15 protein-coding genes are annotated in these 18,536 nt (G+C 73.1%); 7 read left to right on the plus strand and 8 right to left on the minus strand.

The window, feature by feature from the left end:
• Positions 1 to 162: 162 nt before the first annotated feature.
• Complete coding sequence (locus ACLQ2N_RS30860; RefSeq protein ID WP_425818196.1) at positions 163 to 1,659, minus strand: PLP-dependent aminotransferase family protein; 1,497 nt, start codon at positions 1,657 to 1,659, stop codon at positions 163 to 165.
• A 153-nt stretch (positions 1,660 to 1,812) separates the two neighbouring features.
• Here ACLQ2N_RS30860 and ACLQ2N_RS30865 point away from each other — a divergent pair, with 153 nt between their 5' ends.
• The 4 genes from ACLQ2N_RS30865 (at position 1,813) to ACLQ2N_RS30880 (ending at position 5,239) form a co-directional block, all read left to right on the plus strand.
• On the plus strand, positions 1,813 to 2,403 hold the full coding sequence (locus ACLQ2N_RS30865) for a YczE/YyaS/YitT family protein (RefSeq protein WP_425818460.1): 591 nt from the start codon (positions 1,813 to 1,815) through the stop codon (positions 2,401 to 2,403).
• Positions 2,400 to 3,164: a glycerophosphodiester phosphodiesterase gene (locus ACLQ2N_RS30870; protein WP_425818198.1), complete on the plus strand. Its 765-nt coding sequence runs from the start codon at positions 2,400 to 2,402 to the stop codon at positions 3,162 to 3,164. Before ACLQ2N_RS30865 ends, ACLQ2N_RS30870 begins: the two co-directional genes overlap by 4 nt.
• Before the next feature lie 49 nt (positions 3,165 to 3,213).
• The gene (locus tag ACLQ2N_RS30875) at positions 3,214 to 4,590 is read left to right on the plus strand and encodes an MFS transporter (RefSeq protein WP_425818200.1); all 1,377 of its coding nucleotides are present in this window, start codon (positions 3,214 to 3,216) and stop codon (positions 4,588 to 4,590) included.
• A 274-nt stretch (positions 4,591 to 4,864) separates the two neighbouring features.
• Entirely contained in the window at positions 4,865 to 5,239 is a 375-nt protein-coding gene (locus ACLQ2N_RS30880) for an RNA polymerase-binding protein RbpA (protein WP_003959706.1), read from the plus strand.
• 148 nt (positions 5,240 to 5,387) lie between these two features.
• On the opposite strand, the gene fxsA is transcribed toward ACLQ2N_RS30880, so the two are convergent.
• The 4 genes from fxsA to ACLQ2N_RS30900 form a co-directional block, all read right to left on the minus strand.
• The gene (gene fxsA, locus ACLQ2N_RS30885; RefSeq protein ID WP_425818203.1) at positions 5,388 to 5,978 is read right to left on the minus strand and encodes an FxsA family membrane protein; all 591 of its coding nucleotides are present in this window, start codon (positions 5,976 to 5,978) and stop codon (positions 5,388 to 5,390) included.
• 56 nt (positions 5,979 to 6,034) lie between these two features.
• The gene (locus ACLQ2N_RS30890; protein WP_425818205.1) at positions 6,035 to 6,802 is read right to left on the minus strand and encodes a polyprenol monophosphomannose synthase; all 768 of its coding nucleotides are present in this window, start codon (positions 6,800 to 6,802) and stop codon (positions 6,035 to 6,037) included.
• A gap of 527 nt (positions 6,803 to 7,329) precedes the next feature.
• Entirely contained in the window at positions 7,330 to 8,970 is a 1,641-nt protein-coding gene (locus ACLQ2N_RS30895) for an amidohydrolase (RefSeq protein ID WP_425818207.1), read from the minus strand.
• Between the two features lie 47 nt (positions 8,971 to 9,017).
• Complete coding sequence (locus tag ACLQ2N_RS30900; RefSeq protein WP_018103953.1) at positions 9,018 to 9,458, minus strand: Lrp/AsnC family transcriptional regulator; 441 nt, start codon at positions 9,456 to 9,458, stop codon at positions 9,018 to 9,020.
• 202 nt (positions 9,459 to 9,660) lie between these two features.
• Between ACLQ2N_RS30900 and ACLQ2N_RS30905 the strand changes: the two genes are divergently transcribed.
• A complete protein-coding gene (locus ACLQ2N_RS30905) occupies positions 9,661 to 10,056 on the plus strand; it encodes a hypothetical protein (protein ID WP_425818209.1) in 396 nt (131 codons plus the stop codon).
• 397 nt (positions 10,057 to 10,453) lie between these two features.
• Here the strand turns inward: ACLQ2N_RS30905 and ACLQ2N_RS30910 are convergent, their stop codons facing one another.
• The gene (locus tag ACLQ2N_RS30910) at positions 10,454 to 11,626 is read right to left on the minus strand and encodes an acyl-CoA dehydrogenase family protein (protein ID WP_425818211.1); all 1,173 of its coding nucleotides are present in this window, start codon (positions 11,624 to 11,626) and stop codon (positions 10,454 to 10,456) included.
• Positions 11,627 to 12,018: 392 nt separating this feature from the next.
• Between ACLQ2N_RS30910 and ACLQ2N_RS30915 the strand changes: the two genes are divergently transcribed.
• Positions 12,019 to 13,293 (plus strand): glycoside hydrolase family 18 protein, encoded by a 1,275-nt coding sequence (locus ACLQ2N_RS30915; RefSeq protein ID WP_425818213.1) that lies wholly within the window; start codon positions 12,019 to 12,021, stop codon positions 13,291 to 13,293.
• A 64-nt stretch (positions 13,294 to 13,357) separates the two neighbouring features.
• Here the strand turns inward: ACLQ2N_RS30915 and ACLQ2N_RS30920 are convergent, their stop codons facing one another.
• Positions 13,358 to 13,507: an SCO1431 family membrane protein gene (locus ACLQ2N_RS30920; RefSeq protein WP_361025406.1), complete on the minus strand. Its 150-nt coding sequence runs from the start codon at positions 13,505 to 13,507 to the stop codon at positions 13,358 to 13,360.
• A 198-nt stretch (positions 13,508 to 13,705) separates the two neighbouring features.
• On the minus strand, positions 13,706 to 17,467 hold the full coding sequence (locus ACLQ2N_RS30925; RefSeq protein ID WP_425818216.1) for a S8 family serine peptidase: 3,762 nt from the start codon (positions 17,465 to 17,467) through the stop codon (positions 13,706 to 13,708).
• A gap of 207 nt (positions 17,468 to 17,674) precedes the next feature.
• On the opposite strand from ACLQ2N_RS30925, the gene ACLQ2N_RS30930 reads away from it, so the two are divergent.
• Entirely contained in the window at positions 17,675 to 18,499 is an 825-nt protein-coding gene (locus ACLQ2N_RS30930; protein WP_425818218.1) for a helix-turn-helix transcriptional regulator, read from the plus strand.
• Positions 18,500 to 18,536: the final 37 nt, after the last annotated feature.

Here is an 18,536-nt window from a genome sequence, read left to right on the forward strand (position 1 = left end):
GAGGAGCGGGGGCCCGGGGGCGGAGCCCCCCGGTTTCGGGAAGGGGCGGGCAGGGGACAGGGCCCGCCGCGGGCGCGGCCCCCCCCGGGGGGCCCCCCCCCCCCCCCCCCCCCCCCCCCCCGGGGCCCCCCCCCCCCCCCCCCCCCCCCCCCACTCCCCCGTTCACGCCACGAACGTGCGCGGTGCCTCCATGCCCGCCCCCGCGCCCGAGCCGACCAGCCGGGCGGCCTGGGCCAGGCGCTGGGCCGCCTCGTCCGCGACCGGGCCGCCGACCGTGAACGGCAGCCGCACATAGCCCTCGAAGGCGCCGTCCACCCCGAAGCGGGGCCCGGACGGCACGCGCACCCCGACCCCCTCCCCGGCGACCGCGAGCCGGGAACCGGAGAGGCCGCCGGTCCGCACCCAGAGCGTGAGCCCGCCGCCGGGCACGGAGAACTCCCACTCCGGCAGCTCCCGGCGCACGGCCGCGACCAGCGCGTCGCGGTTCTCCCGGGCCTGTTCCCGGCGCAGCCGCACGGCCTTCTGCCAGCCGCCGGTGCGCATCAGCCAGTTCACGGCGAGCTGTTCGAGGACGGGTGTGCCCATGTCGGCGTACGCGCGGGCGGCCACCAGACTCCGGATCACGTCGGGCGCGGCCCGTACCCAGCCGATCCGCATGCCGGCCCAGAACGCCTTGCTGGCCGAGCCCACGGTCAGGACCGTGCTGCCGGCCGGGTCGAACGCGCAGACCGGGCGCGGCATCGCCACGTCCTCGTCCAGGTGCAGCTCCCGCATCGTCTCGTCGACCACCAGGACCGTGCCGGCCGAGCGGGCGGCGTCCACCAGCGCCCGGCGGCGCTCCTCGTCGGCCAGCGCCCCGGTCGGGTTGTGGAAGTCCGCCACGACGTATCCGAGCCGGGGCGCGGCGTCCCGCAGGACCTGGCGCCACCGGTTGAGGTCCCAGCCGGCGAGCCCCTCCTCCATGGCGACCGGGACCAGGCGGGCGCCCGCCTCCCGCATCAGCTGGAGGATGTTCGCGTAGCTCGGGGACTCCACCGCGATGCGTTCGCCGCGTCCGGCGAAGAGGTGGCAGATGGCGTCGATGGCGCCCATCGCGCCGGTGGTGACCATGATCTGCTCGGGCATGGTCGGGATGCCGTCGGCGGTGTAGCGGTCCGCGATCATCCGGCGCAGCGCGGGCAGCCCGGCGGGGTAGTCGCCGTGCGTGTGGGCGTAGGGGGCCAGCTCCTCCAGAGCGCCCTGGACGGCCCGGGTCAGCCAGGGCTCGGGCGCGGGCAGCGAGGCGCAGCCCAGGTCGATCATGGAGCCCAGGGCCTCGGGCGGCAGGGGCTCCAGGCCGCGGGCGGGCAGCGGGTTGCCCGCCGGGACCGCCGTCCAGCTGCCCGCGCCGCGCCGGGACTCCAGGAACCCCTCGGCCCGCAGCGCCTCGTAGGCGGCGGCGACCGTCGTGCGGCTGACGGCGAGGGCGAGGGCGAGCTCCCGTTCGGCGGGGAGGCGGGCGGCGACCGCGACCCGGCCCTCCAGGACGAGCAGCCGGATACCGTCGGCGAGGGCGCGGTAGGCGGGCGGGCGGCGGCTGCCGGGGCCCGCCGGCCGCTGCTGGGCCTGGAGCTGCCGGGCCAGCTGGGCCGCACCGACCGCCGAAGTCCACTGCGCCATGAGAATCAGTCCACCTTCCTCGGATTGGCCATGTTCGGCAGCCAATCCCCTGCCACAGAGTGACACGGAGCAGTCCAACACCACCACACCAGGGGGCCCGTCTTGTCCAAGATCCTCACCCGTCGGCTGGTCCAGCTGTACGCGGGGCTCGCGATGTACGGGGCGAGCTCGGCCCTCCTGGTCGTCGCCGGTCTCGGCCTGGAGCCATGGGGCGTGCTGCACCAGGGGCTCGCCGAGCGGACCGGGATCAGCATCGGTGTGGTCTCGATCATCATCGGCGCGATCGTGCTGCTGCTGTGGATCCCGATGCGGCAGCGGCCGGGGCTCGGCACCGTGTCCAACGTGTTCGCCGTGGGCATCGCGATGGACGGCACGCTCGCCCTCGTCCCCGAGGCGCACGGCCTCGTGACGCGGGCCGGGGTGATGGTGGCGGGAATCGTGCTGAACGGTGTGGCGACGGGGCTGTACATCAGCGCCCGGTTCGGCCCGGGACCCCGGGACGGGCTGATGACCGGGCTCCACCGGCGGACCGGCAGGTCGATCCGGCTGGTGCGCACGGCGATCGAGAGCGCCGTCGTGGTCACCGGCTTCCTGCTCGGCGGGTCCCTCGGCGTGGGCACGGTGCTGTACGCCCTGGCCATCGGCCCCCTCGCGCAGGTCTTCCTGCGGGTCTTCGCGATCCCCGGGGAAGGCGCCCCCTCGGCCGGGACGTCCGCGCCCCGGCGGTCCATACTGCGGCGGTGACTTCCGAACGCCACCCGTATCTGGACCACCCCGCCCCGCTCGCGTTCGCCCACCGGGGCGGCGCGGCGGACGGCGCCGAGAACACGGCGGCCGCCTTTCGCCGCGCCGCCGACGCCGGGTACCGCTACTTCGAGACCGATGTGCACGCCTCGGCGGACGGCCGGCTCGTCGCCTTCCACGACGCCACGCTCGACCGGGTGACGGACGCCCGGGGCCGCCTGGCGGAGCTGCCGTGGAGCGAGATAAGCCGGGCCCGGGTCGCGGGGCGCGAGCCGCTGCCGCTGTTCGAGGAGCTGCTGGAGACGTTCCCCGAGGCCCGCTGGAACGTGGACGTCAAGGCGGAGGCCGCCCTCCGGCCGCTCCTGGAGCTGATCAGGTCGACGGGCGCCTGGGACCGGGTGTGCGTCGGCTCGTTCTCCGAGGCCCGGGTCGCCCGGGCGCACCGGATGGGCGGCCCGCGCCTGGCCACCTCGTACGGCGTGCGCGGGGTGCTCGGCCTGCGGCTGCGCTCGTACGGCATTCCGGCCGCGCTGCGCGCCGGAGCGGTGTGCGCGCAGGTGCCGGAGAGCCAGAACGGCATCCGGGTGGTCGACCGCCGCTTCGTGCGCGAGGCCCACGCGCGCGGGCTCCAGGTGCATGTGTGGACGGTGAACGAACCGGAGCGGATGGCCGCTCTCCTGGACCTCGGGGTGGATGGCATCATGACCGATCACATCGGGACGCTGCGCACGGTGCTGAGCGAGCGGGGGGCCTGGGCCTGACCCGCCGCCGTGCGGCCGGCGTCCGCACGGGGAGATTCCAGGGGGCGCCATGACGGCCGAGACCGCAGACACCGCCGAGCCGGCCGACGGCACCTTTGGCCCGGACGGCCCGGCCGCGCGGCGCAGGGAGCAGCGCGGCTGGTACTTCTACGACTTCGCGTGCTCCGTCTACTCCACGAGCGTCGTCACGGTCTTCCTCGGCCCGTACCTGACCTCGGTCGCCAAGGCCGCCGCGGACTCCGACGGCTTCGTCCACCCGCTCGGCGTCCCGGTGCGCGCCGGGTCGCTGTTCGCGTACGCGGTGTCGGCCTCGCTCGTCCTGGCGATCGTCCTGATGCCCGTGGTGGGCGCGGCGGCCGACCGCACGGGCCGCAAGAAGCCGCTCCTCGCGGCGACGGCGTACACCGGGGCCGCCGCGACGACCGCCATGTTCTTCCTGGCCGGGGAGCGCTATCTGCTCGGTGCCTTCCTGCTCATCGTGGCGAACGCCGCGACGGCGGTGGCGATGATGGTCTACAACTCCTACCTGCCGCAGATCGCGGAGCCCGAGGAGCGCGACGCCGTCTCCTCGCGGGGATGGGCGTTCGGCTACACCTCCGGGGCACTGGTCCTCGTACTGAATCTGATCCTGTACTCGGGTCACGACTCCTTCGGCCTGTCCGAGTCCGAGGCGGTACGGATCTGCCTGGCGTCGGCGGGCCTCTGGTGGGGCGTCTTCACCGTCATCCCGCTGCGCCGGCTGCGCGACCGCCGGGTGGCACCGGGCGGCCGGGGAGCGGCGACGGGCTCCGGGTGGCGGCAGCTGCGGGCCACGCTGGCGGACATGCGGCGTCATCCGCTGACCCTGTCCTTCCTGCTCGCCTACCTCGTCTACAACGACGGCGTGCAGACGGTGATCTCGCAGGCGTCGGTGTACGGCTCCGAGGAGCTGGGCCTCGGCCAGTCGACGCTGATCACGGCGGTGCTGCTGGTGCAGGTGCTCGCGGTGGCCGGGGCGCTGGCGATGGGCCGCATGGCCCGGGTGTACGGCGCGAAACGCACGATCCTGGGCTCGCTGGTGGTGTGGACGCTGATCCTGGTCGCCGGCTATTTCCTGCCGGCCGGGTCGCCCGTCTTCTTCTATGTGCTGGCGGCGGCGATCGGCCTGGTGCTGGGCGGCAGCCAGGCGCTGTCCCGTTCGCTGTTCTCGCACCTGGTGCCGCGCGGCAAGGAGGCCGAGTACTTCTCGGCGTACGAGATGAGCGACCGCGGGCTGAGCTGGCTGGGCCCCTTGGTGTTCGGTCTCGCCTACCAGCTGACCGGCAGCTACCGGGACGCGATCATCTCGCTGGTGGTCTTCTTCGTCGTGGGTTCGGTGCTGCTCGCGCGGGTCCCGCTCAGGCGGGCGGTGGCGGCGGCGGGAAACCCCGTACCCGAGCGGATTTAGACGTTGAAGTAAAAGGCCGGTAGTGTACGCCTTTGGCCTGCCCCGGGTGACCGTTACGGCGAGTGGAACTTCGCGAACCGTTGGGTGACAACTTCCGTCAAAGGTGACAAACCGGGTACGGGCGGGTACTTGAACCCTGGGAAACCTGAAAATCAGCGGTTCGACGGGCGACGCATGACCGGCAACGGGAATCTTTGCCGCCGACCGGACGTTGACCGATTGACGACGACAGCGACACCTGTCCTGTGGGCGACAAGCCCGGGAGGCACGATTCATGAGTGAGCGAGCTCTCCGCGGCACGCGACTCGTGGTTACCAGCTACGAGACGGACCGCGGCATCGATCTGGCCCCGCGCCAGGCGGTGGAGTACGCATGCCAGAACGGACATCGATTCGAGATGCCGTTTTCGGTAGAGGCGGAAATTCCGCCGGAGTGGGAGTGCAAGGCGTGCGGCGCCCAGGCACTCCTGGTGGACGGGGATGGCCCCGAGGAGAAGAAGGGCAAGCCGGCGCGTACGCACTGGGACATGCTCATGGAGCGGCGCACGCGTGAGGAGCTGGAGGAGGTGCTGGCCGAACGGCTGGCCGTCCTGCGCTCCGGGGCGATGAACATCGCCGTGCATCCTCGGGACAGCAGGAAGTCTGCGTGACCCGCTAGCGCGACAAAGCCGCGGGCCCGGTACACATTGCGTACCGGGCCCGCGGCTTTGTCGTACCGTGGCGGGCCCGTCCCCGCTGGGATCAGCACAGACCGCCCTCATCGCCGGACGGGCCTGATGCGGCCGCGGGCCCGGGAGGTCACGGCGTCAGCGGCGGGCGGGGCCCGTCGTTCGGGCCCGGGTCGTCGCGGGGCGGCTCGTCGCGGATGACCTCGCCCTGCACCACCTTGCCGTCGGGGCGGTGGATACGGGCCTGCTGGAAGGCGTCCGAGAAGCCGCCGGGGGCGGCCGCCCGCATGCGCCGGTCCAGCGAGCGCTCCGCGTAACGGCTGAGCGCCGTGCGCACCGGCGGGACCAGGAGCAGCAGCCCGGCCACGTCCGAGACCAGGCCGGGGATCATGATCAGCAGGCCGCCGAGCATCAGGAAGCCGTTGCCCCGGCCGCTCTCGGGGGCGACGGGCGCGGAGCCGTCGGCTCCCGGCTGCCCCGGCATCCGCTGGAGGGTCTCCGTGAGATTGCGGAAGGCCCGACGGCCCGCGCCCTTGATCACCGCGGCCCCGAGCACGATCCCGGCGGCCAGCAGGATCACGACGGTCAGCCCGCCCGCGACATCGGCCACCAGGATCAGCAGCCAGATCTCCAGCACCGCCCAGGCGGCGACGGCGAGAGGTACGAAGGTCCGGGCGCGCGAGCGCCTGCGGGCGGTCGGGGGCGGTGTGCCGGTCGTCATGCCCCCAGTGTGCCTGGCCACCCGTCCGTACGCCGTAAGCGGGGTGAGCGGCCGACTCAGCTCGTACGGCGGCCGAGCACCTTGTTCGTCCGGCTGGCGACGCCCCAGGCGGTCACCCGCCACAGCGCCTCGACCAGGATGTCCTTGCTCATCTTGGAGTCGCCGATCTCACGGTCCACGAAGGTGATCGGCACCTCGACCACGTGGAAGCCGGCGTCGACGGCGCGGCGGGCCAGGTCGACCTGGAAGCAGTAGCCCTGTGAGGCGACCGCGTCGAGGCCGATGCCCTTCAGGGTGTCGGCGCGGAAGGCCCGGTAGCCGCCGGTGACGTCCCGGGTCCGCAGGCCCAGCATCAGCCGGGAGTACGTGCTGCCGCCGCGGGAGATGAACTCGCGGGACTTGGGCCAGTTCACCACCCGGCCGCCGGGCACCCAGCGGGAGCCGAGGACCAGGTCCGCGCCCTTGAGCGCGGTGAGCAGCCGGGGCAGCTCCTCGGGCTGGTGGGAGCCGTCGGCGTCCATCTCGACCAGCACGCCGTAGCCGTGGTCCATGCCCCAGCGGAAGCCGGCGAGATAGGCCGCGCCGAGCCCCTCCTTGCCCTTGCGGTGCAGGACGTGGACGTGGTCGTCGGCCGCGGCGAGCTCGTCGGCCAGCTTGCCCGTGCCGTCGGGGCTGTTGTCGTCGGCGACGAGGATGTGGGCCTCCGGCACGGCGGCGCGCACCCGGTTCACGATCGGCTTGATGTTCTCGGCCTCGTCGTACGTCGGGATGATCACCAAGACACTGCCGAGCGGGCCGAATTGCCGCTGACCGCCGTCGTTCACTTACTGCCCCTCACGTCCGTACACAGGTGCACACCATATCGAGCGCGGCGGCGCGGAATGCCGACCCGGTCCGGGTGGCGCGGGAGTCGCGGCGGACAGAAGAGCGGAATCGGGGACAGAAGTGCGGATCGGGGCCCGGTGTCCTTCGGGCCGACCTGGGACCCGCTGGCTGCGGGTCGACCTAGAGCCGTTGTCTACTGAACGTCCGGGCCCCACCCGGGTCGCACCCTCCGTCCGGCTGAAGCCTTCCCTCGCCCCCGAGGCGCGGGCGCTGAACCTGGCTGTCAGTGGTGGTGCGCCGGTGCGGCACACCACCCCGTGACCCAGCGGCGTTCGACGACTGCGTGGAGGCTTCACCGGTCGGACGTCCTGTGGTGGACTCGGCCGAACCTACCGGCCGATGGCCGCATTCTGTCAATACTTGCCTGACCTGCATCGATTACCGAAATTGCCTGGTCAGTCCCGAAGATCCCCAGGTGACGGAAGAGCCGGCCCGCCTTCGATCGGCGGACCGGAGTGTCCGCACGTCACTCGTTCGGCCTTACGTAGACAGTTTGTCCGAGTACCACGGTGCGCAGGCAGACCGGGAGGTCGGCACCGGGGCTGAGGTCAGGCAGTCCCGGCGTCCCGGACCGGGGGTCGGTCGACCAGCGCGCCACCCGGTCGTCCGGTGCCTGGACCACCAGTTCGTCGGTGCGCCAGACCGCGTAGTCGGCCGGGGCGCCGGGCACCAGGGTCCCCGCGTCGTCCCGCCCCAGGGCCCGCCAGCCGCCCCGGGTGTGCGCGGTGAAGGCGGCCCGGACCGAGACGCGGTGATCCAGCGTCCGGTGGAAGGCGGCCGCCCGCACGGTCCCCCACGGGTCGAGCGGGGTCACCGGGCTGTCCGAACCGAAGGCGAGCGGCACACCGGCCCGCAGGAGCGCCGCGTACGGGTTGAGGGTGGCGGCCCGCACGACGCCCAGGCGCTGGGCGTACATGCCCTCCTCGCCGCCCCACGCCGCGTCGAAGGCGGGCTGGACGGAGGCGGTCAGGCCCAGTTCCGCGAAGGCCGCGACGGTCTCGGGGGTGAGCATCTCCGCGTGCTCGACGCGGTGCCGGGCGGCGCGGATCCGGGCGAGGCCCACCTTCCCGGCCGCGGCCCTGATGCCCTCGACGACCGCTGAGAGCGCCGCGTCCCCGATGGCGTGGAAGCCCGCCTGGAGCCCCGCCTCGGTGCAGGCGGCGACGTGGGCGGCGATCCGGGCGGCGTCCAGGTGGGCGGTCCCGGTGTGCGGGGCGTCGGCGTACGGCTCGTGCAGGCAGGCGGTGTGCGAGCCGAGCGAGCCGTCCACGAAGAGGTCGCCGCCCGCTCCGACCGCGCCGAGCTCGCGGACGCGCCGGGCGTCCTTCTCGTCGGCCACCTCCTGGGCCCAGTAGCCGAAGACCCGGGGCCCAGCCTCCTCGGCGGCCACCTTCAGCAGCCCGGTGAAGTCGTCCTCGTCGGAGATGTCGGGGCCGCCGCACTCGTGGAGGCTGCCGATGCCGAGGGAGGCGGCGTGGCGCAGCGCGGCACGCTGGGCGGCGGTGCGCTGGGCGGGCGTGACGGCGTCGTGGGCGGCCGCGCGCACGGCGTGGTGGGCGGCGGCGGTGAGCGGGCCGTCCGGGTGGTATCCGGCCATCGTGGTGGCGCCGGGGACGAGGTCGAGCAGGGCGGTGCTGACGGCCGCCGAGTGCACGTCGACCCGGGGCAGGTAGACGGGGCGGCCGGCCGCCGCCTCGTCCAGCTCGGCGCGGGAGGGCGGGCGCTGCTCGGGCCAGCGGGTGGCGTCCCAGCCGTGTCCGAGGACCACCCGGTCGGCCGGGTGGGCGGCGACGTGGGCGCGGACGCGGGCGAGGGCGTCGCCGAGGGTGCGGGCGCCGGACAGGTCGAGCCCGGTGAGGGCCAGGCCGGTCGACGTGGTGTGGACGTGGGCGTCGGCGAACGCGGGGGTGACCAGCGCCCCGTCGAGGTCGATCACCTCGTCGACGCCGCTCGCGAAGGCGTCGGCGGCGCCTTCGGAGCCCACCCAGGCGACATGGCCCCGTTCGACCACCATGGCGGTGGCGAAGGGGTCGGCGGGGCTGTGGACGTCTCCACCGCGCAGCAGCACGGTGCGGTGTTCGCTCTGGGGGGCGGTGCTCTCGGTCATGAGCACCAGTCTCCCGCCTGTACGCACGTACTCCGTGCGCGACCCCCTCAGATCTGCGGCGGACGTGCCTCGTACGGGGTGGACAGGACGACCGTGGTGCGGGTGGAGACTCCGGCGAGCGAGCGGATGCGGGTGAGCAGGTTCTCCAGCTCCAGCGGGGTCGCCACGCGGACCTTGAGAATGTAGTTCTCGTCCCCGGCGACGCTGTGGCACGCCTCCAGCTCGGGGACCCCGGCGAGCCGTTCGGCGATGTCGTCCGGGGCGCTGGGGTCGAACGGCTTGACCGAGATGAACGCGGTCAGCGGCAGGCCCACCGCCTCCGGGTCCACGACCGCGGCGTAACCGCGGATCACCCCGCGCTGCTCCAGCCGGCGGACGCGCTGATGAACCGCCGAGGTGGACAGGCCGGTGGCCTTGCCCAGGTCGGTGTAGCTCATCCGCCCGTCCTTGACGAGCAACTCCACGATGTGACGGTCCAGCTCCTCCATATGGATCAATCTATGGCCATGAGTCGTTCCCGGCACAGCTGCCCAGCCCTTGGGACGGCACCTGCGCCGGGCATGTGACCAACACCACAGGTTTACGCGTCAGTAGTGGGACACGGAACGGTTACGGCCGATCAGCGGCGGGAAATGCTTGCTGTGGCCGAGGCCACAGCGTCATGCCGGCCCATCCGAGGGGGGATTTCCCATGCCACACCTGAAGCTCACCGGACGTACCGAACCGGAGCCCGTTGATCCGTTCGAGGACACCGCTCCCGACGCGTACGACACCTTCGAGATGTACCGGGTCGTCTGCCCGGACTGCGCGCAGCCCATCGCGCTCCTGGCGGACGAGGACGTGCTCCCGGAGCACGCGCTGTGCCCGTCCCCGTGGAACCCGTTCGTGCTCACCGTGTGCCCCGGTACGGGGCGTGCCGCCGGCGCCCGGCCCGCCGAGGCGGACGGCGTGCAGGAGCAGGAGACGGCCCTGCTGCTGACGCTCCCGCAGGGGCTCGACTGGCGGACGCAGCCCTTCTCGCACGCCGGCGGTGCCGGTTCCCGTCCGATCCGAGTGGCCCACCCGCTCCGGCGCGAGGCCGCCTGAGCCTCACCTCCCGAACGCGCGGCCGGGGTGCGCGAGCAACCCGGCAGCCGGGGAGAACCGGGTGAACATTCGCCCGAATCGAACAGCCAGTGACCCCACCGCGTCCCGCGGCGTTGCCCCGGTATGACCCCGCTGCATTCCACGGCCGGCCCCGGACGCCGCAGGCTCGCCCCTCCGCCCTCCGAAGAATCGGTTCCGCATTCCGGTTCCGTACCGGCTTCCCAGTCCGAACCGCCCCGGTCGGTGCCGCGCGCGGTGCCCCAGGCGAGCGATCCGCCGATCTACCGGGCGCTGCTGCGGCACTGGGAGAGCACGGGCCGCACCCTGCCGGGCCGTCATGACCAGGACTGGAACCGGATCATGACGACGCCCGTGTGGTCCGAACGGCCGTTGCGGGTCAGCGGGACTCAGGGCCCGCGAGGTGGCGCGCGATGACCATCCGCTGAATCTGGTTGGTGCCCTCCACGATCTGGAGCACCTTGGCCTCGCGCATGAGGCGTTCGACGGGGAAGTCCTGCGTGTAGCCGTAACCGCCGAGCACCTGGACGGCGTCGGTGGTCACCTGCATCGCGGCGTCCGTGCAGAAGAGCTTGGCCATGGCGGCCTGGCGCGAGAAGGGGCGGCCGGCGTCCCTCAGCCGGGCGGCCTCCAGGTAGAGCGCGCGGCCGGCCTCGATACGGGTCGCCATGTCGGCCAGCATGAAGCGCAGGCCCTGGAAGTCCGCGATGGGGCGGCCGAACTGCTTGCGGCCGGTGGCGTATCCGAGGGCCCCGTCCAGCGCGGCCTGGGCGACGCCGATGGCGCAGGCGGCGATGCCGAGACGGCCGGAGTCGAGGGCCGAGAGGGCGATCGCGAAGCCCTGGCCCTCCTCGCCGATCCGGCGGGCGTCGGGGACGCGGACGCCGTCGAAGTGGAGCTGGGCGGTGGGCGAGCCCTTCATGCCCATCTTCTTCTCGGGGACGGCCGCGCTCAGCCCGGCGGCGTCACCGGGGACGAGGAAGGCGGTGATGCCCCGGGCACCCTCGGCGCCGGTGCGGGCCAGCACGGTGTAGAAGTCGGCGATGCCGCCGTGCGTGATCCATGCCTTGGTGCCGGTGATCACCCAGTCGCCGCCGTCCCGTACGGCCTTGGTGCGCAGCGAGGCGGCGTCGGAGCCGGAGGCGGGTTCGGAGAGGCAGTAGGCGCCGAGCAGGCCGCCGGAGAGCATCGACGGGAGGTGTTCGGCGCGCTGTTCCCTGGTGCCGAAGCCGGCGAGGCCGTGGCAGGCGAGGGAGTGGACGCTGACGCCGAGGCCGACGGTGAGCCGGGCGGCGCTGAGCTCTTCGAGGACCTGGAGGTAGACCTCGTACGGCTGGTCGCCGCCGCCGTGTTCGGAGTCGTAGGGCAGGCCGAGCAGGCCGGACTCGGAGAGCAGGGTGAAGACCTCGCGGGGGAAGCGGCCCGCTTCCTCCTCCTCGGCCGCCTTCGGCGCGATCTCCCGCTGGGCGATGTCCCGTACGAGGTCGATCAGCTGGCTGGCTTCCTCGGTGGGCAGACGGCGTTCGACCCACTGCGGGGCACGGTCGGACATGACGGCGCTCTCCTCCCTGTCGGGCGTTGCGGCGGTCGCGCGCGCGGGGTGGGAGCGGCGCCGCCGGGGGGATCTCCGGGCGATGCCCGAAATCACTGCTGCCCAGCCGATGTTGCCCTCCCGGATTACGAGAGGCGCAGGCAGGAGGCTGTGGCGGGACGAGTATGCCCGATCGGATGGCATCCGTCACCGGTTGACCGAACATACGCATGAACGGGCTTCGGGCACCCCGCTTCGTCCGCCCCGGAGATCACCGAGATTGGTCCGAACCATTGACCCCACTGGTCTAGTCCATCTACCGTTCCAGCGAACCGGCTTTACGCGTTCATGCCAATCAGGGCGCCGGAAGCCGGGGGTCCATCGGCACGTCCCCTCCCCCACGAGGAGCAACCATGACCGGACCGCATCGCCCGGGAGCCCGCCTCAGGGCCCTCACCGCCGCCGCGTGCACCGCCGCCCTGGGCGCGGCCCTGCTCGGCGTCGCCGGCACCGGGTCCGCCGGCGCGGCCCCCGCCGCGCCCCGGGCCGCCGCACCGCCAGCAGCGCCCGCCGCCCCCACAGCGGCCGGTGACAAGGTGGTCGGATACTTCACCAACTGGGGTGTCTATCAGCGTAATTACCACGTCAAGAACATCGAGACCTCGGGCTCGGCAGACAAGCTCACGCACATCAACTACGCCTTCGGCAACGTCCAGGGCGGCGCGTGCACGGTCGGCGACTCGTACGCGGATTACCAGAAGGCGTACACCGCCGACCAGTCCGTCGACGGGGTCGCCGACACCTGGGACCAGGAACTGCGGGGCAACTTCAACCAGTTGCGCAAGCTGAAGAAGCTGCACCCGGACCTGAAGGTGATCTGGTCCTTCGGCGGCTGGACCTGGTCCGACGGCTTCGGTGAGGCCGCGAAGAACCCGGCCGCGTTCGCCGAGTCCTGCTACAACCTGGTCGAGGACCCCCGGTGGGCCGATGTCTTCGACGGCATCGACATCGACTGGGAGTACCCCAACGCCTGCGGCCTCACGTGCGACACCAGCGGCCGGGACGCCTACGGCAACCTGCTGTCGGCGCTCCGCTCGAAGTTCGGCGGCGGCAACCTGGTCACGTCGGCGATCAGCGCGGACGGCTCCGAGGGCGGCAAGCTGGACGCCGTCGACTACGGGGGCGCGGCGCGGTACGTCGACTGGTACAACCCGATGACGTACGACTTCTTCGGCGCCTGGGACGCGAAGGGCCCGACCGCCCCGCACTCCCCGCTGACCTCCTACGAGGGCATCCCGAAGGAGGGCTTCAACAGCGAGGCGGCCATCGAGAAGCTGAAGGCGCAGGGCGTCCCGGCCTCGAAGCTGCTGCTCGGCATCGGCTTCTACGGGCGCGGCTGGACCGGCGTCACGCAGGACGAGCCGGGCGGTACGGCGACCGGCGCGGCCCCGGGCACGTACGAGGCGGGCATCGAGGACTACAAGGTCCTCAAGAACACCTGCCCCACCACGGGCACCGTCGCGGGCACGGCGTACGCGCACTGCGGCGGCAACTGGTGGAGCTACGACACCCCCGCCACCATCGGCACCAAGATGGCGTACAAGAACCAGCAGGGCCTGGGCGGCACCTTCTTCTGGGAGCTGAGCGGTGACACCACCGACGGCGAGCTGATCAAGGCGATCGACTGATCCGGTGACGTGGTGAACGTCAGGGGCGGGGAGCCTTTCGGACTCCCCGCCCCTGACGTGCGTACTAGAGCAGACCGAGCTGTGTGACGAGCATGGCGACCACGACCACGAGGGTCCAGCCGAGGACGTGCTCCAGCAGCTTGGGGCCGTCGTCGGGGCCGCCGGTGCGGGCGCGGCGGCGGGCGGCGGTGAAGGAGGCGGCAGTCGCGGTCATGGCATCTCGTTCGGTCGGCCGGCAGGGGGTGTGCGCCCAGCACCCGGCCGGGACCCGACCACAGTGCCACCCCGGACGGCCCGGGGGGTAGAGATGTCCGTCACTGCGGCGGGCGGTCGGCCCATGCCGCCGCCCCCACGACGTGCGGAAACCGTCCGTGAGGGCGGTGGCGCGTGTGCCGCAGACCACACCGGGCGGTCAGCGCACCTCGTACGCCCTGATCATGGTCTGGCTCACCCGGGCGCCCTCCTTGTCGGTGAGGGTGACCTTCAGGTGGACGAACCTTCCGGCGGGAGCGTCGCCCGGGAGCCGGACCCGCCATCCGTCACGGGTGGACGTGGCGCGGGCCTGGTGCCAGCCGGTGACCGCGTCGACGGTGGACTCGGTGCCGTACGCGTACTCCAGGCTCACGTTCCGCAGCGCGGCCGGCCGTGCCGCGTCGTCGGTGACGGCGCTCAGGCCGATCGTGGTCGGCTCCCCCGCCGGGCGGGAGTTGCGCAGGTCGGACGGAACGTCGAGGACCGGGACCAGCAGGTGCTGTGCACCCTGGACGGACGCGTCGGTGGTGAAGGCCCACTCGGTGGCGTAGGCGAGACCCGTGCGGTCGAGCACACCGGCACGGCGCTGCCACTGCTGCCGGAACGTCACTTCGGTCTTCTCGCGCGGAAGGTCGAAGGTGCCGGAGACCAGGTACTGCGGCTCGCCGCCGATCAGCAGCTGCCGGGTGCCGTAGTCCGTCGGCCCGACGGTGGAGTCGTGCCCGCCCGCGTCGCCGAACGGGGCGATCGCGAAGCCCAGGCGGTTGCTCTCCCGGGTCATCAGCGGCTGGGCGTAGGTGTTGCGGACCGGCCCGTAGGGCGTCTTGTACCACTGGGACGTCGTGCGGCCCTTGGCCATCTCGCGCGGGCCGTCGTAGGCGGTGCTGCCGTACGGGCCGAGGTCCCGGCGCATCAGGGTGGTCCAGGTCAGCCCGTCGCCGCCGGCCGGGGTGAAGTACTCGGTGCGCTGCTGGGGCGCGTGCAGCGGCAGGGCGGTGCCGCCGGCCCAGACCGCGGGGATGCCCGGCAGGCCGACCTTGACGTCCGACCAGTACGTCGCGTCGTCGGCGCCCTGCACGTGGTAGCGGGCGTCGGTGGCCGCGAGGTCGCGGTCACGGACGCGCTGGGTGCCGGTCGGGATCGAGCCGTGCCCGGTGAGCGCGAGGTTGTAGACGTACGGGCTGCGGTCGGTCGCGGTGCCGGACCAGGAGACGCGGACGTCGCCCTCGTCCAGCCGGGCCTTGATCGCCCGCGAGTCGGCCGCCGTGATGGTGGCCTGCGGGATTCCCGCCGGGCCGGTCAGCTGGAACCGGCCCTCGGCGTCCGGGACCGCCGCGAGCACACCCGCGGCGCCGGCCTTCCGGGCAGCCGCGTCCCAGGTGAAGGCGTTGCCGCCACCGGTGCCCGCGTCCACGAGGGCGATCCGGCCGGTGAGGTCGTGGGCGGCGAAGTTCGCGTCGGTGCCCTTGCCGATGTACGTCACCGGAGCCGAGCCCTTTCCGTCGAACTCGGTCCCCTTCTGCACCGGGAGCGAGTCCAGGACCCGGCCACCGGTGATCGTGAGCGCGGCGCGCGGCGCGGTCTGCCGGGCGGAGGCGAGGAAGGTCAGCCGGTCGTCACCGTGCACCGGCTCGGCGTAGAGCGCCTTGACGTAGGACGGGACAGAGGTGAAGTAGCCCGCCTGGAGGCGGCGCGTGTCGTCCAGGCCGAGGGCCATGCCGATGGAGAAGCCGGCGCTCTGGCTGGGGTGTTCGGTGTCCCAGGAGATGCGCCGCGCCTCGCGGGCGTCGAGGGTGACCTCGGTGTCGCCGGAGACGGTCAGTTTCTCGCGGTAGAGCTGGCTGACGGAGTCGACGCTGCCGATGTCGCCGGGTTCGTCACGCGTCATGATCATGCCGCTCAGCGCGTACGTGCCGAAGGGCACCCGGATCGTGGTGCTGCCCGCTTCGGGGTAGCCGATGGTGTAGCGCTTCGCCGTGTCGCGGTGGTCGTCGAACAGCTGGAAGGCGGACGGGGAGGACGCCGGGTCGCCGTGCCGGTCGAGGCCCTTGACGGTGAGGTCGGCGGACGGGACCTCCATGTGCACGCCGAACGGGACGGTGACGCGCACCCCGTGCGCACCGGTGGCGACGAGGCGGCCGGTGACGGTGCCGTAGGCGCCGGCGGTCAGGCGGGTACCGGGGTCGATGCGGACGGGTACGTCGGCGTTCCCCCGGGCCGGGACGGTGACCGTGGTGCGGGCCGGACGGGCGAAGCCGGGGACGCGGCTGCCGTCGTCGCCCCGGACGTCCTCGACGCGCAGGCTCAGGCGCACGTCCTGGCCGGTGAGGTTGGTGAGGGTGACCGTCCTGTCGACCGGGTCCAGGTCGCGCTGCGGGTAGGCGAAGTCGCCCAGGCGCGGCATGGGCGGGGCGGTGACCGGCTGGGACACCGCACGGGCGACGTCCATCGGGCCCGCGCCCTGCTCCAGGACCGGCGCGTCGGTGGACTTCGCGGACGAGGTGAGCAGGGCCTTGAGTCCGGCCGGGGTCAGCTCGGGGTGCTGCTGGAGGAGCAGCGCGGCGCCGCCCGCGACGTGCGGGGTGGCCATGGAGGTGCCGGACATCTCCTGGTACGCCTGGTCGCCCCGGCCGCCGGAGTTGGCGGCGACGACGCCGACGCCCTGGGACGCGATGTCCGGCTTGGCGCTCACGCCGTCGACGGAGGGGCCCCGGCTGGAGAAGGACGCGGTGGCGTTCTCGCGGTCCACCGCGCCGACGGTGAGGGCGCTGGGCGCGCAGCCGGGCGTGGAGACGGTGCCGTGCAGCGAGGCGTTGCCGGCGGCTATGACGAACAGGGCCTTGTCGCTGAGGCGTTCCACGGCGTCGACGCCGGGTCCGGCGCAGGCGGTGTCGCCGTCGGAGCCGAGCGACATGGAGACGACCCGGGCGCCCTGGCCGACCGCCCATTCCATGCCGTTGACGATGCCGCTGAGGGTGCCGGAGCCGTCATCGTCCAGCACCTTGCCGATGAGCAGGTCCGCCTTGGGGGCCATGCCGGCGTAGGTGCCGTGGGACGCGGCGCCGGTACCGGCGACGGTGGAGGCGGTGTGGGTGCCGTGACCGGTGCGGTCGTCGGTGTCCGGGGAGCCGACGAAGGTCTTGCTTCCGGCGATGCGTCCGGCGAGGTCGGGGTGGCCGGCGTCGACGCCGGTGTCCAGGACGGCGACCTTGACCCCGGAGCCGTCGAGCCCGGCCCGGTGCGCGGTCGTCGCGCCGGTGAGGGGCACGGTCGGGGTGCCGAGGCCGCTGACGGCGGTGCCGCTGACCTTGGCGTCGAGCCAGATCTTGCTGACGGCGCCTGCGGTGGCGGTCCGGGCGGTGCCGCGGGCGGGGCTGGGGGCGAGCTTCTGCCAGGCGTCGGCGGCGGACTCCTTGCTGACGGCGAGTCCGGCTCCGCCGATGGACTCCAGGGTCGCGGTGGTCCGGATGCCGGGGACGGCGGCGGCGCGCAGGCCCCGGGCGCTGCCGTTCGCGTACTCCACGACCACGGGAAGGGTGTCCGTGTGCGCGTCGTCGTAGCCGTCGGCGACGAGCCGCCCGATGTCGAAGAGCGCGGCGTCCACGAGCCCGGCGTCCACCAGGCGCTCGACGCCCTGCGGGAACACGTAGGTCCGCTTGCCGTCCTGCCAGGTCGCGGCGGCGTGCCCGGTGCCGTCGGCGTCGCGCAGGGCGGCCGAGAGGACCCGGCCGGCGCCGTCCACACGGGCCTCGACCACATCACCGGTGATCAGGGTGACGGCCACCGCGCGGCCGGGGCCGGCGGTGAGCGGCTGGGTGGTGTCCGCCGGGGTGCCCGCGGAGGCGGTGGGGGCGGCCGCCGCGAGCAGGGCGGCGGAGGCGAGCCCGGCGGCTGCCCGGCGCCATGGCCTCGTACGTCTCATCGTTGGTCTCCAGGAGGGAAGGTGTCCGGTGACCTCGGAGGGAGGGACCCGGTGACCAGCAGATTGGCCAACGCGACGGCTATGTGGGGGCCTTGGGGCTGGCGAATGGCTGCCATGACGTAATCCCGACACCCACGACGAGCCGGTCGCCCGCAGCGTGCGGGGGGTCCGTTGCCAGGCTGCTCCGCAGGTGGCGACACTTGTGCCATGTCGTCCCCTCCAGAAGTGCCACCGTTCCCGTCGGCCGAGCCGCCCGCCGCCGCGCGCTCCTCCCTGATCCGGTTGCAGGAGGACCTGCGCAGAGCCGATGACTCGCTGGGGCGGCTGCTCGCGGCGTGGCGGCCCGACGGCCGTGAGACACCCGGACAGTTCGTCGAGTTCTGGGAGGGGCGCGAGGCTCAGGCCCGCCGTCTGTACGAGCTGGAGTACGGGGCCCGGGAGTCCCTGATGGGCTTTCAGTCGGGGGCCAACACGGTCGCCCCCGTCCCGTCCACGCTGGCGGAGTCGGAGGAGCGGGAGGAGGAGGGGGTGCGGGAAGCCGACGCGGAGCCCCCGCTGCGCAAGGACGGCAATCCCCTCGCCGCGTACCGCGTCGTCGTGGACCGGGCCTTCCTCACCGAGCCGGCGGCGCTGCGCGCGCTGGACGAGCGGCTCGCGGCCGGTCATCAGGTGCGGGTGGTGGACCAGCCCCTGATCAAGCTCCTCATAGCGGACAGCGAGACCGCCATGGTGCAGTTGGAGGCGGGCAGGTCGATCGTCCTGGGGCCGCCTCTCGTCCGGTTGGCGGTCGAGCTGTTCGAGTCGGTCTGGCAGCGCTCCCGGCCCTATCTGCGGGAGGACGGCGACCTGGACCCCGCCGACCGCAGGCTGCTCCAGCTGATGCTGTCCGGGCTCACGGACGCGGCGACGGCCCACCAGCTCGGCACGTCGCCCCGTACGGTCCAGCGGAGGCTGCGCGCCCTGATGGACGCGGCCTCGGTCTCCTCCCGCGTCCAGCTCGGCTGGTACGCGATGCGCAACAACTGGGTCTGAGCGGGCCCGCCCGGGGCGCGTGGCACCCCGGGCGGCG

Origin of the sequence: Streptomyces sp. DT224, assembly GCF_049844595.1 — a bacterium.
GTDB lineage: Bacteria > Actinomycetota > Actinomycetes > Streptomycetales > Streptomycetaceae > Streptomyces.

Coding starts and splice junctions, on each gene's coding strand:
- ACLQ2N_RS30860 (WP_425818196.1), bottom strand. CDS start 1,659: ATGGCGCAGTGGACTTCGGCGGTCGGTGCGGCCCAGCTGGCCCGGCAG.
- ACLQ2N_RS30865 (WP_425818460.1), top strand. CDS start 1,813: ATGTACGGGGCGAGCTCGGCCCTCCTGGTCGTCGCCGGTCTCGGCCTG.
- ACLQ2N_RS30875 (WP_425818200.1), top strand. CDS start 3,214: ATGACGGCCGAGACCGCAGACACCGCCGAGCCGGCCGACGGCACCTTT.
- ACLQ2N_RS30880 (WP_003959706.1), top strand. CDS start 4,865: ATGAGTGAGCGAGCTCTCCGCGGCACGCGACTCGTGGTTACCAGCTAC.
- fxsA (WP_425818203.1), bottom strand. CDS start 5,978: ATGACGACCGGCACACCGCCCCCGACCGCCCGCAGGCGCTCGCGCGCC.
- ACLQ2N_RS30895 (WP_425818207.1), bottom strand. CDS start 8,970: ATGACCGAGAGCACCGCCCCCCAGAGCGAACACCGCACCGTGCTGCTG.
- ACLQ2N_RS30900 (WP_018103953.1), bottom strand. CDS start 9,458: ATGGAGGAGCTGGACCGTCACATCGTGGAGTTGCTCGTCAAGGACGGG.
- ACLQ2N_RS30905 (WP_425818209.1), top strand. CDS start 9,661: ATGCCACACCTGAAGCTCACCGGACGTACCGAACCGGAGCCCGTTGAT.
- ACLQ2N_RS30910 (WP_425818211.1), bottom strand. CDS start 11,626: ATGTCCGACCGTGCCCCGCAGTGGGTCGAACGCCGTCTGCCCACCGAG.
- ACLQ2N_RS30915 (WP_425818213.1), top strand. CDS start 12,019: ATGACCGGACCGCATCGCCCGGGAGCCCGCCTCAGGGCCCTCACCGCC.
- ACLQ2N_RS30920 (WP_361025406.1), bottom strand. CDS start 13,507: ATGACCGCGACTGCCGCCTCCTTCACCGCCGCCCGCCGCCGCGCCCGC.
- ACLQ2N_RS30925 (WP_425818216.1), bottom strand. CDS start 17,467: ATGAGACGTACGAGGCCATGGCGCCGGGCAGCCGCCGGGCTCGCCTCC.
- ACLQ2N_RS30930 (WP_425818218.1), top strand. CDS start 17,675: ATGTCGTCCCCTCCAGAAGTGCCACCGTTCCCGTCGGCCGAGCCGCCC.